The following is a 15,282-nucleotide window of genomic DNA, read 5'->3' on the forward strand; positions in this document are numbered from 1 at the left end:
GTCAGGCGGGCATTACGGTGGGACACGAAGGCCTCCGTACGGTGAAGATTCGACACCTCCACCACACACGGGGGCCTTCGCCATGATCAAGTCCGACCCCGCGTTAACAACGCTCGTGATCAATACACCTAGCGGATCTCGAGAATCTTCTCCCGCATCGCGTACACCACCGCTTCCATCCTGGAGTGCAGCTGCAGCTTCTCCAGGATGTTGCGGACGTGGTTCTTCACAGTGTTCTCGGAGATGAACAACTCCTTGGCGATGTCACGGTTGTTCATTCCCGTGGCGACCAGCTTGAGGACTTCGAGTTCGCGGTCGGTCAGGCGCGGCGCGGGCACCAGCCGGCGCTCGTCCGTGCGCTGGATCATCGACTTGAACTCGGTGAGGAGTTTCGACGCCATGGACGGGCTGATCTGCGACTGCCCGTCGGCCACCGCGCGAATGGCGGTGGCCACCTCGTCCGTGGAGATCTCCTTGAGGAGATATCCGGTCGCGCCCGCCTTGATGGCCTCGTAGAGATCGGCTTCCTCGTCGCTGATCGTCAGCATGATGATCTTGGCGCTGGGTGCCACCTCCTTGATGGAGGTGCACGCCTCGATCCCGCCCCGCTTGGGCATCCGCACGTCCATCAGGACGATGTCGGGCAGCAGGTCGGCGGCCTTCTCGACGGCCTCGGCGCCGTCACCCGCCTCCCCGACGACCTGGATGTCCTCCTCGGCCGCGAGCACGATCTCCAGGCCACGTCGGAACAAGGCGTGGTCGTCCACCACAAGGACTCTGATCGGTTCCTTGCGTGGAGTCCCCGAGTCCGGGCCCATGCCGACGACGCCGTCGTCGGCATCCTCGTGACGCATCGGTCCGAAGCTGTCCGCCATCGTTCCTCCCCCTGAAGGCTGTGGCCTGAGGTCCTGAGCCATCGCCAACCCAGAGCAACGACCCACCGGTTGGGTCGTGGCCACCATGATTTCATGCCCGGAGGGCACCGGGGTGCCGGAGCGGGGCGCGAAGTGGTCGCACGGGGGTGCCCCTGGGGGCGCACATGCGCTCCAGGGGCACCTGTTCCGCTGTCACCCGGCACGGTCAGCCGCCGAGCGCACCGCCCGCGTCCGGGGAGTGCGCCTGTGTGACCATCGTGTCCGTGCTGAGGTGGATCACGCCGTAGTCGTAGGCGTGCCGTCGGTAGACGACACTCGGTTCCTTGGTCTCGGAGTCGACGAACAGGTAGAAGTCGTGCCCGACCAGCTCCATCTCGTAGAGAGCCTGGTCGAGGGTCATGGGGGCTGCGACGTGGGTCTTCTCGCGGACGACGATGGGCCCGTCACCCTGCACTTCCAGCGAGCCGATCTTCTTAGTGGGTACGGCCTCGGGCTCCTCCTCGGGAGCCGGCACCAGGCCGTTTCCGTTGAGTGTGGCCACGCCCGGGACGTGGTCGGCGACCTCGGCGGCCGGGATCCGGCGCGCACCACGGCGCGAGTACCGCTTGTCGTGCTGCCTGCGCAGCCGGGCTTCCAGCTTTTCCGCCGCCAGGTCGAGCGCCGCGTACGGATCGCTCGCCGCTGCCTCCGCCCGGATCACCGGACCGCGGGAGCGGAGCGTGATCTCCACTCGGTCACAGCGGTCGGCCTGCCGGGGGTTGGGCTCCTTGGACACCTCGACGTCGAGGCTGATCACCTTGCCATCGAGCTTCTGGATTTTCTCCAGCTTCAGCTTCTCGGCCACGTGCTTCCGGAACCGCTCGGGCACCTCGGTCTTGCGGCCCTTGACGACGATGTCCACGCAGAACTCCGTTCCCGGATCGCTCCGCTTCGGTGCGGAGCGTCTCCCTTTTGCACCAGGTTCCGGTGAGTCCCGGAACCTCGGACTCGGTGACTTCCACCTCCTCCCCCGTGAGCGAGACCTCCACTCCACCGCCGCGAGTGATGAAGAAAAACCCGCAGCACGGCATTCGGATTTGAGAGGTGTGGCCTGCGGCTTTCCCTCTCAACCGAACATATCTCGCCCGGACGGATGTCGTCACCCTCTACTGCGGCGTACCTCCGTTCAGGTGAATAGGCCCTCTCGTTACCTGCAACGACACAAGATCTCAGTCAGTTCCGGTTTATTTCGAAAGAGTCCGGTGATGCCGCGACGACTGCCGCGCGCACCACGTCAACGACTCCGCCGGCGTCCGCCGCGCCCGCGTTTACCTGCCGGGCGGGCCGCTGGCCCGTCCTCTCCCGCCTTGATCCGACGTTCTGTTCCTCTCTGCTTTCCCACGTCTCTCCCCCGTACACAGCCGAAGTGCCGGCAGCGCCAGGAATCGGCCCCGTCGCCCCGGGCGGGATCCCCGGCCCGCACGAGACCGCCCGCACGGCTCGCGCGGCCTCCGCCAGGGAGGCCCCCGTGGTCATCACGTCGTCGACGAGGACGACCGGCCCTCCGGAGAGCACCCGGGCACCTCCGGGAGCCACCGCCAGCGCGCCCGTGAGATTGTCCCGTCGCTGCCGGGAGTTGAGCCCCGACTGGTCGGCCACGGCCCGCCGCTGCCGCAGCACGCCGGCCACCCGGGCCGGAAGTCCCCCCCGCCGCAGCTCACTCGCCGCAGCGAGCGCGATCCGCCGCGCCGGATCATGCCCCCGGGCCCGCACGGCCCGCCGCCCGGACGGCACCGGCACGAGCAGTACGGGAGCCCTTCCGCCCCGGGACCACGCCGCTTCGGCTCCCGCCGCAGCCGAGGTGCCCTGGAGCGCCGCCCGCACGGCTCCCGCCAGCGCCACCCCGAGCGGCCCGGCGAGCGCCAGGGCACCCCGCTCCTTGTGGGCCAGCAGCGCCGCCCGGACCTCGTCCGCGTACCGGGCCGCCGCGTGCACCGCGGGCAGCCCGGGCGGCTCCGGCACCGGCCGCACCCGATGCACCGCTGCTCCGCTCAGCACCGCACGGCACCGCGCGCACAGCACCGTACGAGGCACCCCGCAGCCCCCGCACTCGCCCGGCAGCACCAGGTCGGTGAGGTCCTGCCACCACCCCCGCATGGCCACCACTGTGCCGACACGGGCCCGATCCCACCACCCCTGTGGACAACCACCTGTGGACAACCAACCGCCCCGCCAGCTGCGCGCCCCCCACACGAGCGACACCCGCACCAGCCACAAGCAGCAGCCCTCCGCACGCCCCCGAACGCCGACGGCCGCCCCTGCCGAGTCCCACCTCGACAGAAGCGGGGCGGCCGCCCACGCCCGGCATACCCCGGCCACACCTGTGACCGGGGCGCTCACACCTCACCCCGGATAGACCGGCGCCGTCCCCTCCGTCACCTTCTGCCACTGCTCGCCCGACGGCAGACGGACGATGCCGTCCACCGAGTACGCCACCAGCGGCAGCCGGTCGTCCTCGGCGGCAGTGACCTCCTTGACGCCGGTCAGGGCCGCGGGCGTCGGCACGTCCGGCGTGGAGCCGTCGACCTGGACGTGCCGCATCTGCTCGACGCCCCCGTGCTCGCGGCCGACCACCACGAGCCGGCTGTCACCGGCCCACGACATGGTGGTGACCTGCTCCAGCTCCGGCGTCGCGGAGCGCAGTTCGACCACCCGTACGGCCGGCTTCTCACCCGGCTTCCCGTCCCGCTCGATCAGCCCGATGAGCAGGTTCTTCTTCCCGCCCTTCTCCACGACGAGCGCGATCCGCACCCCGTCGGCGGCGACCCGCACGGACTGGATCCGTCCGTCCAGGTGCGGCATGCGCACCTGGACCGGGTCGCCCTTGCCCTCCTCGAAGAAGAGCAGCCGGGGATGGTCGGGGTCGCGGTCGGCCACCCACAGACCGTCGTCCGCGTCCCAGCTGGGAGTCGTCAGCCGGTCCTTCTCGGCCCGGCCCCGGCTGCGCAGCACCGGCTCGCCCAGCGAACCGCCCGAGACCAGCGACCCCACGTACAGCGACCTGCCGTCCAGGCTGACGCCGGCCGCGGTGCGCTCGTCACGCGACACCGCCGCCGACCGCAGCGCCGTGTCGCCCTCACCGAGTGCCCCCGGCGCCGGGTCCGGCTCGGTTCCGCTGCTGCCCGCGGGGATCCGTACGAGGCGGTGCTTGCCGTCCACGAAGTACAGGTAGTCGGGGTGCCGAGCCGAACTCCGGGAGGCCGCCGCGTCGGCCGCCCCCTGCGTGAGCGAGCACAGCTCCGCCCCGTCGGCCCGCAGCTCGACCTCGTCCACGGCGGGGCTGAGGTTGCGCAGCGTGAACAGGATCTGGGCGGCCATCTCCTGGCACCGGTTGGTGCCGATGCCCGCGGCCTTGTCGTTGAGCGGGACCGCCAGCTTGTTCCGGTCGTCGGGCGTCAGCGCGCCGGCGCCCTTCGCCAGTGCCGTACCGGTGGGGAAGCTCGACCTGACGACGGGCCCGAGCCACCGCGTGGGTCCGTGGAGCAGGGTGCTCACCATCTGCGTCATGGGCTCCACGCGCCGGCGCACGTAGACGGGGTCGGCGACCGCCGCGGGCGGTGCGTTCGACCCGGCCGCGACGGTGTTCGAAGCGAAGTAGTACTTGTTGACGGACATGTAGTTGCGCTGGAAGTCCGACTCGCCCATGACGACGCCCTGCGGCAGCGCGTCGATCCGCCACTGCCGTTTGTCGTCCTGCGTCAGGTGCACGCTCCTGCCGTACGCCCCGGTCGCCGGCGCGTACGCCTGCTGCGCGTCGACGGTGGCGACCTTGGTGCCGGTCAGCATGTACGAGATCTCGCCGGTGTCCTCCCCGCCGCCCCCCGCCTCGGGCTTCGCGCCCGGCCCGTCCGTCAGCACCGTGGCGGACGCCTCGGGCCGCCAGGTCTTCGCGGCTTCGCCGGTCAGGTACTGGCGGGCGGTCTTGTAGTGCGGATCGTCGCTGGTGAGCGCTTCCAGGAAGCCCTGGACGATCTCCGAGGGCGGCGCGTCCTCCCCCGGTGGCACGGCGAACACCCGCACCTGGGTCTCCTGGCGGGGCGTGGACTCCACGCCCCGCAGATCCCCGCCGTCCGGCATCGAGGCACACCCCGCCAGCACCAGGACCCCACCGGCGGCGTACGCCATCACGCGCGCGTGCCTGCGCCGGCCGCGCCCCTCGCGGTCAGCGCCCACGAGATGCCTCCCCTTGCCTGTCCACGTGCCCCGGCCCGGCCTCCCGGCTGCCCGGGCCTGCGGAGCCGCTGTCCTCGTCACGTGGCCCGTTCACGACCGGATCCCGACTCGGTCCGGCCCGGCCGCCGGCACTCTCCTCGCGCTTCGTCCCCTCGAGGCCGCTCACGCCCCGGCCGGGAGCCGGCTGCTCCGCCCCCGCCGATTCGTCCCGCCTACGCGTGCCCGAGGCAGGCCTGGGCACCACACGCGAACCATTGCCGGGCAGCGCCGTCGGGTCCGCCGTGGGGGCCACACGCGGCGGTATCGGGTCCCGCTTCGCCCCCCGCGGCACCGGCCCGCTCACCGGCTGCGCCGGCACGGTCGCCCGCTTCTCGCCGTCCCCGCCACCGCACGGCAGACCGGCGTCGTCGAGTCCCCGGTTCCGCCGTGAGTCCTTGGGCTCCAACGGTATCGGAGAGCCCCGCAGCGGTTCGTCTGCGGTCCTGGGCAGCGTCAGGCGGAACTGTGAGCCGCCGCCCGGCTCGCCCCACGCCTGCAGCCAGCCGCCGTGCAGCCGCGCGTCCTCCAGGGCGATGGACAGCCCCAGCCCCGTACCACCCGTGGTACGCGCGCGTGCCGGGTCGGCCCGCCAGAAGCGGCTGAACACGCGGGTCGCCTCGCCCGGCTTGAGTCCGACCCCGTAGTCCCGCACCGCCACGGCGACCGCCCCGCCCGCCGCGGCGAGCTTGACGACGACGTCCTTGCCCTCGCCGTGCTCGACGGCGTTGACGACGAGGTTGCGCAGCACGCGCTCCACGCGCCGGGCGTCGGCCTCGGCGACCACGGGCTGCTGGTCGCCCAGGATCCGGATCTGCGTGCCCTTGCGCTCCGCGAGCGGCTCGGCCCCGCTGACCACCCGCCGGACGACGTCCCTGAGGTCTATCGGCTCCGCCTCCAGGGCCGCGGCGCCCGCGTCGAACCGGCTGATCTCCAGCAGGTCCGCGAGCAGCGACTCGAACCGGTCCAGCTGGTCCGCGAGCAGCTCCGCCGACCGCGCGGTCACCGGGTCGAAGTCCTCACGCGCCTCGTGGATGACGTCCGCGGCCATCCGCACGGTCGTCAGGGGCGTACGCAGCTCGTGCGACACGTCCGACACGAACCGGCGCTGCATCCGCGACAGGTCCTCCAACTGGCTGATCTTCAACTGGAGATTCTGCGCCATCTTGTTGAAGGCCTCACCGAGCCGCGCGATGTCGTCCTCGCCGGTGACCTTCATACGTTCCTGAAGCCGCCCGGCCGACAGCCGCTCGGCGATCCCCGCCGCCATCCGCACCGGTGTGACGACCTGCCGCACCACGAGCCAGGCGATGGCCCCGAGCAGGACGACGACGAACAGCCCGGCCGTCGCCAGCGTGCCCTTGACCAGGCTCAGCGACTTCTCCTCCTGGGTGAGCGGGAAGAGGTAGTAGAGCTGGTACGGGTCCCGGTTGGGGTCGTTGACCTGCTGGCCGATGACCAGGCCCGGCTGGGAGTCCTTGGACTCGTTGTTGTAGATGATGCGCGTGTAGCTCTGCGCGGCCGTCGTACTGCTGCCGATCCGCTCGCGCAGGTCGGCGGGCACGCTCTTGCTCCAGTCCACCTCGCCCGAGGCACGCGGCCCGCGCCCGCCGGCGCCGTCCGCGTCGGAGACCGGGAGCGTGACCACGTCGAAGGCACCCTGCCCGCCGCTGGACAGGGAGGAGACGAGGTCGCTCATCCACTGGATGACGTTCTGCGCGGGACGGCCGTCCGCCGTGGCGACGTCGTCGCCGGTGCCGCTCGCCGCCTCGTCGGCCCGCTGCTTGGCCACCGCGAACCCGCCCGTGGCCTGGCTCTGGGACGCCTTCACCTTGGCGTCCAGCAGGCCGTTGCGCACCTGCCCGATGACGACGAAGCCCAGCAGCAGCACCACGCCCAGCGACATCAGCAGTGTCGTGACGACGACCTTGAGCTGGATGTTGCGCCGCCACAGCCGCATGACGGGCAGCAGCGGCCGGCGCACCCACCGCATGAACAGGCGGATGACCGGGCTGCCCTGGACCCCGCCCTGGAGCAGCAGCCCGCTCTCCAGGAAGCGTCCCCAGCGGGAGCCGGATTTCTTCCGCCGGACAGGCCGCTCCGGGCGGGCCCCGGACCGGCCGGGCGCCGAAGCGGCACTGTCGCCGGACATGTCAGCTCGGCCCTGCCTTGTACCCGACACCACGGACGGTCACCACGATCTCCGGCTTCTCCGGGTCCTTCTCGACCTTGGAGCGCAGCCGCTGCACATGGACGTTGACCAGCCGCGTGTCCGCCGCGTGCCGGTAGCCCCAGACCTGCTCCAGCAGCACCTCACGGGTGAACACCTGCCACGGCTTGCGGGCGAGCGCGACCAGCAGGTCGAACTCCAGCGGCGTCAGCGCGATCGACTGCCCGTCCCGCTTCACGGAGTGCCCGGCCACGTCGATGACCAGGTCACCGATGGCGAGCTGCTCCGGAGCGGGCTCCTCCGACCTCCGCAGCCGCGCCCGGATCCGGGCCACCAGCTCCTTCGGCTTGAACGGCTTCACGATGTAGTCGTCGGCGCCCGATTCCAGGCCCACGACGACGTCGACGGTGTCGCTCTTCGCGGTCAGCATCACGATCGGCACACCCGACTCCGCCCTGATCAGACGGCACACCTCGATGCCGTCCCGGCCGGGCAGCATCAAGTCGAGCAACACCAGATCGGGCTTGGCCTCACGGAACGCGGCCAGCGCCTTGTCACCGTCGGCCACGAACGACGGCTCGAAACCCTCACCACGCAGCACGATGCCGAGCATCTCGGCCAGTGCGGTGTCGTCGTCGACGACAAGGACTCGTCCCTTCATAAACGACATCATCCCATTCTCATAACAGTGGCGAAGGCAGTGGTGAGGTAGGTCACCGGCCAGTGACCATAGTCGCAGCAAGCGCTACTGTCTGCCCTCGCCCGCCCGCCGATGATCTCGACGCGGGCGCCGCCCGCCCGGTTCCCGGGCCCGGAACGGCGGAGAAGGCCCCGCAGGACCGAGAGACACCCAGCGCAGCCGAGGAGGGCCGGGAGGCAGGGTGCCGGAGCTCACCCCGCCCCGTACACCCCTCTGCAGCCTCCGCAGCGCCCGGCTCAGCCCGTCGTCACCCGACGCGACCGCGCACACACCTCCGCGAGTGCCTCAGCCGTCACCGGCGAAACAGCACCCTCCTCCGTGACGATCGCCGTCACCAGCTCGGGCGGAGTCACGTCGAACGCCGGGTTGTAGGCCTGCGTCCCCAGCGGCGCCACCGGAATCCCACCGCCCGCCTCCGCACCGACCACCGGCACCTGCGGCGCCGTCACCTCGGTCACCTCGTGCCCCGGACGCTGCTCGACGTCGATGGACGCCCCGTCCGCCGTGTCCAGATCCACCGTCGTCACCGGCGCCACCACGATGAACGGCACATGGTGGTACCTCGCCAGCACCGCCAGCGGATAGCTCCCGATCTTGTTCGCCACCGAACCGTCCGCCGTGATGCGGTCCGCCCCGATCAGCACCGCGTCCACCTCCCCGGCGGCGAACAGCGACCCCGCCGCGTTGTCGGTGAGCAGGGTGTACGCCATCCCGCTGCGCGCCGCCTCGTACGCCGTCAGACGAGCGCCCTGCAGCAACGGCCGCGTCTCGTCCACCCACAGCCGCCGCAACCGCCCCGTCCGGTGCGCGGCGAGCGCCACCGCGAACGCGGTCCCCTCCCCGCCCGACACCAGCGAACCGGTGTTGCAGTGGGTGAGGATCCGGTGCCCGCCGCCGGGCAGCAGCTCGTCCAGCAGCGCCAGCCCGTGCTCGGCCATCCGCCCGCTGGCCTCGGCATCCTCCCGGTGCAGCTGCCGCGCCGCGGCCAGCGCCGCCGAGGCCGCCTGCCGGACGTCACCGCCCTTGGCGAGCGCGTCCTCGTATGCCGAGTGCGCCCGGCGCACACCCACGGCCAGGTTCACCGCGGTCGGCCGGGCGCCCGCCAGCGAGGCCGCTGCCTCGTCCACGTCGAAGCCCCGCACGGCGGCGAGCGCGACACCGTACGCCCCCGCGATGCCGAGCAACGGTGCCCCCCGCACGGCCAGCGAGCGGATCGCATCCACGAGCGCGGACGCATCCGTACAGACCAGTTCGACCTCCTCGGCCGGCAATCTCGTCTGGTCCAGCAGGACCAGAACGGGGCCTTCCGGTGGCTCTTCCCAGCGGATCGCCGGGATCTCGGTCGGCCGTTTGTCATCGCCGCTGTACGCGTACTGATCAGCCATGCGGTCAGTCTGCCCCCTATCGAGCGGACAATTGAAGGTACGCAGCCCATACCGCGGCCGGTCACTCCAAGACCACCCCATGGCACGATGGCTGCCAAGCTGCCGCCGCGACCGCGGACGGGCACCGTGAAGGAGCGACGATGAACGACACTCCGGGCTGGGCCTCGCCCGGATCCGCCCCGTCCGACGGGCAGAAGCCGGATCAGTCCGGCCCTGCCGAGCCCACCGACCGCCCCGGCCCGGAAGAGCCCGCGGACCAGCCGGCCCAGCCCGGCCAGACCCCGCAGGGCCCCGGCCCGCAGTGGTCCAAGGAACAGCCGCCACCGGCCCAGTGGTCCGCGCCCAGCGGCCCGTCCGTCCCCGGCCAGGCCCCGCCACCCCCGCCCCCCGGCCCGGGCTGGGGCAACCAGCCCCCCGGCGGCTACGGCCCCGCAGGCCAGCGCGGATCCGGCACCCCCGCAGGACACGGCTGGGGAAGCGGCTGGGGCGGCCCCCCGCCCGCCGCCAAGCCCGGCGTCATCCCGCTCCGCCCACTCGGCGTGGGCGAGATCCTCGACGGCGCGGTCTCCACCATGCGCACCTACTGGCGCACGGTCCTGGGCATCTCGCTGACCGTCGCCGTCCTCACCGAGGTCATCGTCGTCCTGTTCCAGGGCCTCGTCCTGGACGACTCCAGCACCGAGGCCCTGAACGACCCCAGCGCCACCCTCAGCGAGCTGAGCCGCGCCATGGGCGACGCCCTGCTCAACTCCAGCGTGGTCTTCGTGATCTCCCTGGTCGGCACCGTCATCGCGACCGCCCTGCTCACCACCGTCACCAGCCGCGCCGTGCTCGGCACGTCGGTGACCATCGGCGAGGCCTGGCGGGACGCCCGCCCTCAGGTCCTCAAACTGTTCGGCCTCATCTGCGTGTTGCTGCTCATCACCGTCGGCGTCGTCACCGTGGGAGCCCTGCCCGGCCTCCTCGTCACCGTCGCCGGGAACGACAGCGCAGGCGTCGCCCTCACGGTTCTCGGCATCATCGGCGCCGGCATCGTCGCCCTGTGGCTGGCGATCCGCTTCTCCCTCGCCTCGCCCGCCCTCATGCTGGAGAAGCAGGGCATCAAGAAAGCCATGAGCCGCTCCGCGAAGCTGGTCCAGGGCACCTGGTGGCGGATCTTCGGCATCCAGCTGCTCGCCACGCTCATCGCGAACGTCGTCGCCTCGATCATCGTCATCCCCTTCACGCTCCTCGCCGCGGCCCTCAGCGGCGACGGCCTCACCGGCTGGCTCAACACCGGTGTCGGCAGCCTCGGCTGGACGTTCCTGATCATCAGCGGCATCGGCTCGGTGATCGGATCCATGATCACGTTCCCGATCACGGCGGGCGTCACCGTGCTCCTCTACATCGACCAGCGCATCCGCCGCGAGGCCCTCGACCTCGAACTGGCCCGCGCCGCCGGCGTCCAGGGCTACGGCTCCACCGCCCCCGGCGCCACCCCGGGGAGCTGATGCGGTGAGCCGGGCGGGGGAACTTCTCACCACGGCGCTGCCACGCGCCGGCATACGGACGCTGCTGAGCGCCGGCGACACCTCCCTGCTGTCGCCGGCCCGCTCCGCCGACGAGCCGCCCCTCACCGTCCCGCGCGACCCCGCGCGCGAGGCGGCCCGGCGCGAACTGTCCAAGCGGATGTACCACGAGGACGACCCCAGCCTGTTCCAGCGCGCCCTCGACGCCTTCTGGGACTGGCTCGGCAAGCTCTTCAACGCCGCCTCGACCGCCACCCCCGGCGGCACACTCGGGCTGGTCGTCATCATCCTGGCCGTCATCGCGGTCCTGGCCGCCCTGTGGTGGCGCCTGGGCACTCCACGCCGCCAACCCACCTCGTCCGCAGCCCTGTTCGACGACCGCCCCCGCAGCGCCGCCGACCACCGCGCCACCGCCGAGGCACACGCCGCCCAGGGCCACTGGAACCAGGCCGTCCAGGAACGCATGCGCGCCCTCGTCCGCGCCCTGGAGGAACGCGCCCTCCTCGACGTCCGCCCCGGCCGCACCGCCGACGAGGCCGCAGCCGAAGCCGGCCGTGCCCTGCCCGCCCACACCGACCGACTGCGCACCGCCGCCCGCGACTTCGACGACGTGACGTACGGCGGCCGCTCGGCGACCGAGCAGTCGTACCACCGCATCGCAGAACTCGACCGCGACCTGGAACGCACCAAGCCCCACCTCGCGACGAGCAGCGCCGCCACGGCCCCCAACACCCGCCAGGGAGCCGCCGAATGACCATCGAGGCCACCCACACCTCCACCTCGGCCTCGCCCACCGCCCGCCAGGTGTGGACCCGCGCCCGTGGCATCGCGCTCGCCCTCGTGGTGCTCATCGCGGGCGCCGTCGCCATCGCGGTCATCCGCTCCGACGCGCGCCACGGCGAACTCGACCCGCGCTCCGCCGACCCCAACGGCAGCCGCGCCGTCGCCGAACTCCTCGCCGACCGGGGCGTGGACACCCGCGTGGTCACCACCCTGGACGAAGCAGCCACCGCGGCCGGCCCGGACACGACCCTCCTGGTCGCCGTCCCCGACCTGCTGACCCGCAGTCAACAGACCCGGCTGCACAACGCGTTCGCCGACTCCCACGGCCGCACCGTCCTGGTCGCCTCCGGCAGCGCCTCCATCGAGCGACTCGCCCCCGGCGTCACCGCCGACCCCGCCACCAGCCTCGACTCGACGCTCGCCCCCGACTGCGCCCTGCCCGCCGCCCGCCGCGCCGGCACCGCCGACACCGGCGGCGTCCGCTACACCACCACCCACCTCGGCGCCGACGCGTGCTACCCCAGCGAACGCCTGGCCACCCTGCTGCGCATCCCGGACGACACGGGGGGCGGCGACACCGTCGCCCTCGGAGCGCCCGACATCCTCCTCAACGACCACCTCGACGAGCAGGGCAACGCCTCGCTCGCCCTCCAACTCCTCGGCTCCCGCCCCCATCTGGTCTGGTACCTCCCCTCGCTCTCCGACACGTCGGCCACCGGCGACGACGAACGCAGCTTCTTCGACCTGCTCCCCTCGGGCTGGCTCTGGGGCACCCTGCAGCTCTTCATCGCCGCAGCCCTGGCCGCCCTCTGGCGGGCACGCCGGCTCGGCCCCCTCGTGCCCGAAAGACTCCCCGTCGCGATCCGCGCCTCCGAAACCGCCGAAGGCCGCGCCCGCCTCTACCGCAAGACCGACGCCCGCGACCGCGCGGCCGATGCTCTACGCTCCACCACCCGCACCCGCCTCGCCCCCCTCGTAGGCGTCCCCGTCACCCAGGCGCACACGCCCGAGGCCCTGCTCCCCGCCCTGTCCGCCCACCTCCACGGCGACGGCCAGGACCAGCACACCCTCCTCTTCGGACCACCGCCCAGCGACGACGCAGCACTCATCGCACTCGCCGACCGACTCGACGCCCTCGAAAGAGAGGTACGCCGTCCATGATGGACCCGACCACTGACAACGCCGGGCAGACCGGGGACCCGGGCACCGCCCGAGACGCCCTGGAGGCCCTGCGCGCCGAGATCGCCAAGGCCGTGGTCGGCCAGGACCCCGCCGTCACCGGCCTCGTCGTCGCCCTGCTCTGCCGCGGCCACGTCCTCCTCGAAGGCGTCCCCGGCGTCGCCAAGACCCTCCTGGTCCGCGCCCTCGCCTCCGCCCTCGAACTCGACACCAAGCGCGTCCAGTTCACCCCCGACCTGATGCCCAGCGACGTCACCGGTTCCCTGGTCTACGACACCCGCAGCGCCGAGTTCTCCTTCCAGCCCGGCCCCGTCTTCACCAATCTCCTCCTCGCCGACGAGATCAACCGCACGCCCCCCAAGACCCAGTCGTCCCTTCTGGAAGCCATGGAGGAGCGCCAGGTCACCGTCGACGGCACCCCCCGTCTCCTCCCCGACCCGTTCCTGGTCGCAGCGACCCAGAACCCGGTCGAGTACGAGGGCACCTACCCCCTCCCGGAAGCCCAGCTGGACCGCTTCCTCCTCAAACTCACCATCCCCCTCCCCTCCCGCCAGGACGAGATCGACGTCCTCACCCGCCACGCCGAGGGATTCAACCCACGCGACCTCCACGCCGCCGGCGTACGCCCCGTAGCGGGCCCTGCCGACCTGGAGGCAGCCCGCACCGCGGTCGCCAAGACGACGATCTCCCCGGAGATCACCGCCTACGTCGTCGACATCTGCCGCGCCACCCGCGAGTCGCCGTCCCTCACCCTCGGCGTCTCCCCCCGAGGCGCCACGGCCCTCCTGGCCACCGCCCGCGCCTGGGCCTGGCTGACCGGCCGCGACTACGTCATCCCGGACGACGTGAAGGCACTCGCCCTCCCCACCCTCCGCCACCGCGTGCAGCTCCGCCCGGAGGCCGAGATGGAAGGCGTGACGGCCGACTCCGTCATCAACGCGATCCTCGCTCACGTCCCCGTCCCCCGCTGATGGCACTCACCGGACGCGCCGCCCTCCTCGCGGCCCTGGGCTCCCTCCCCGTCGGCATCTGGGAGCCCAGCTGGACGGGCATCCTGGCGGTCAACGCTCCCCTGGCCATGGCCTGCGCCTGCGACTTCGCGCTGGCCGCCCCCGTACGCCGCCTGGGCCTGACGCGCTCCGGCGACGCCTCGGTCCGCCTCGGCGACACGGCGGACGTCACCCTCACCATCACCAACCCGTCCCGCCGCCCCCTCCGCGCCCGACTCCGCGATGCCTGGCCCCCCAGCAGCTGGCAGCCCGGCACGGAAACGACGGCTTCCCGCCACCGCCTGACGGTCCCCCCGGGCGAACGCCGCCGCATGACGACCCGCCTGCGCCCCACCCGCCGAGGCGACCGCCAAGCCGACCGGGTCACCATCCGCTCGTACGGCCCCCTCGGCCTGTTCTCCCGCCAGGGCACCCACAAGGCCCCCTGGACGGTGCGCGTCCTGCCCCCGTTCACCAGCCGCAAGCACCTGCCCTCCAAGCTGGCCCGCCTGCGCGAACTGGACGGCCGCACCAGCGTCCTCACTCGCGGGGAGGGCACGGAATTCGACAGCCTGCGCGAGTACGTCCCCGGCGACGACACCCGTTCCATCGACTGGCGTGCCACAGCCCGCCAGACCACGGTCGCCGTACGCACCTGGCGCCCCGAGCGCGACCGCCACATCCTCTTGGTTCTCGACACGGGCCGCACCTCGGCCGGCCGCGTGGGCGACGCACCCCGCCTCGACGCCTCGATGGACGCGGCCCTCCTCCTCGCAGCCCTCGCCTCCCGCGCCGGCGACCGCGTGGACCTCCTCGCCTATGACCGGAAAGTCCGCGCCCTCGTCCAGGGCCGCACCGCAGGCGACGTCCTTCCCGCCCTGGTCAACGCGATGGCAACGCTCGAGCCGGAGCTCGTCGAAACGAACGCCCGAGGCCTCACAGCCACCGCTCTCCGTACGTCACCCCGCCGCTCCCTGATCGTCCTGCTCACCACACTGGACACGGCCCCCATCGAAGAAGGCCTGCTCCCGGTCCTCGCCCAGCTCACCCAGCGCCACACGGTGTTGCTGGCCTCGGTGGCAGACCCGCACGTGACCGACATGGCAACGGCACGCGGTGATGTCGAGGCCGTCTACGAGGCTGCGGCAGCCGCCCAGGCCCAGTCAGAACGTCACCGCACCGCAGAACAACTCCGCCGCCACGGCGTCACGGTCGTCGACGCCACACCGGACGACCTGGCGCCGGCCCTGGCGGACGCGTACTTGGCTTTGAAGGCGGCCGGACGCCTGTAAAAAGCAGCGGGCCCCCGAAAGGGGGCCCTAAACGCAGAAAACCCCCGTATCCGAAGATACGGGGGTTTTCCCAAAGATTGTTCGGCGGCGTCCTACTCTCCCACAGGGTCCCCCCTGCAGTACCATCGGCGCTGTAAGGCTTAGCTTCCGGGT

At 72.0% G+C, this 15,282-nt stretch carries 12 protein-coding genes; 5 read left to right on the forward strand and 7 right to left on the reverse strand.

All coding sequences use genetic code 11. The features are described 5' to 3' along the window. Positions 1–128: 128 nt before the first annotated feature. The 7 genes from G3I77_RS39990 to mtnA all read right to left on the reverse strand — a co-directional run bounded on the left by G3I77_RS39990 (position 129) and on the right by mtnA (position 9,378). The gene (locus G3I77_RS39990; protein ID WP_248512285.1) at positions 129–875 is read right to left on the reverse strand and encodes a response regulator transcription factor; all 747 of its coding nucleotides are present in this window, start codon (positions 873–875) and stop codon (positions 129–131) included. A gap of 205 nt (positions 876–1,080) precedes the next feature. Next, complete coding sequence (hpf, locus tag G3I77_RS39995) at positions 1,081–1,776, reverse strand: ribosome hibernation-promoting factor, HPF/YfiA family (RefSeq protein WP_030837593.1); 696 nt, start codon at positions 1,774–1,776, stop codon at positions 1,081–1,083. 311 nt (positions 1,777–2,087) lie between these two features. After that, a complete protein-coding gene (locus tag G3I77_RS40000; RefSeq protein WP_248512287.1) occupies positions 2,088–3,011 on the reverse strand; it encodes a ComF family protein in 924 nt (307 codons plus the stop codon). A gap of 246 nt (positions 3,012–3,257) precedes the next feature. Then, the gene (locus G3I77_RS40005) at positions 3,258–5,087 is read right to left on the reverse strand and encodes an LpqB family beta-propeller domain-containing protein (protein WP_248512294.1); all 1,830 of its coding nucleotides are present in this window, start codon (positions 5,085–5,087) and stop codon (positions 3,258–3,260) included. Further along, positions 5,077–7,275 carry an MtrAB system histidine kinase MtrB gene (mtrB, locus tag G3I77_RS40010; RefSeq protein ID WP_248512300.1) on the reverse strand — a complete coding sequence of 733 codons (2,199 nt, stop codon included), beginning with the start codon at positions 7,273–7,275 and terminating at the stop codon, positions 5,077–5,079. The genes G3I77_RS40005 and mtrB overlap by 11 nt, the downstream gene beginning before the upstream one ends. Before the next feature lies 1 nt (position 7,276). Further along, on the reverse strand, positions 7,277–7,966 hold the full coding sequence (mtrA, locus tag G3I77_RS40015) for a two-component system response regulator MtrA (RefSeq protein ID WP_009188938.1): 690 nt from the start codon (positions 7,964–7,966) through the stop codon (positions 7,277–7,279). A gap of 263 nt (positions 7,967–8,229) precedes the next feature. Beyond that, a complete protein-coding gene (gene mtnA / locus G3I77_RS40020) occupies positions 8,230–9,378 on the reverse strand; it encodes an S-methyl-5-thioribose-1-phosphate isomerase (RefSeq protein ID WP_248512308.1) in 1,149 nt (382 codons plus the stop codon). 140 nt (positions 9,379–9,518) lie between these two features. Here mtnA and G3I77_RS40025 point away from each other — a divergent pair, with 140 nt between their 5' ends. Genes G3I77_RS40025 through G3I77_RS40045 form a run of 5 tightly spaced genes read left to right on the forward strand, consistent with a single transcriptional unit; the run spans position 9,519 to position 15,129 of the window. Next, a complete protein-coding gene (locus tag G3I77_RS40025; protein WP_248512310.1) occupies positions 9,519–10,868 on the forward strand; it encodes a glycerophosphoryl diester phosphodiesterase membrane domain-containing protein in 1,350 nt (449 codons plus the stop codon). A gap of 4 nt (positions 10,869–10,872) precedes the next feature. Next, positions 10,873–11,640, forward strand: coding sequence for a DUF4129 domain-containing protein (locus tag G3I77_RS40030; RefSeq protein WP_248512312.1), 768 nt, complete (start codon positions 10,873–10,875; stop codon positions 11,638–11,640). Beyond that, positions 11,637–12,830, forward strand: coding sequence for a DUF4350 domain-containing protein (locus tag G3I77_RS40035; RefSeq protein ID WP_248512313.1), 1,194 nt, complete (start codon positions 11,637–11,639; stop codon positions 12,828–12,830). Before G3I77_RS40030 ends, G3I77_RS40035 begins: the two co-directional genes overlap by 4 nt. Next, positions 12,830–13,819, forward strand: a complete 990-nt coding sequence (locus G3I77_RS40040) for a MoxR family ATPase (RefSeq protein ID WP_248512317.1) — start codon at positions 12,830–12,832, stop codon at positions 13,817–13,819. Before G3I77_RS40035 ends, G3I77_RS40040 begins: the two co-directional genes overlap by 1 nt. Beyond that, on the forward strand, positions 13,819–15,129 hold the full coding sequence (locus G3I77_RS40045) for a DUF58 domain-containing protein (protein ID WP_248512315.1): 1,311 nt from the start codon (positions 13,819–13,821) through the stop codon (positions 15,127–15,129). The genes G3I77_RS40040 and G3I77_RS40045 overlap by 1 nt, the downstream gene beginning before the upstream one ends. Positions 15,130–15,282: the final 153 nt, after the last annotated feature.

The organism is Streptomyces sp. D2-8 (assembly GCF_023184515.1).
Taxonomy (GTDB): Bacteria; Actinomycetota; Actinomycetes; order Streptomycetales; family Streptomycetaceae; genus Streptomyces.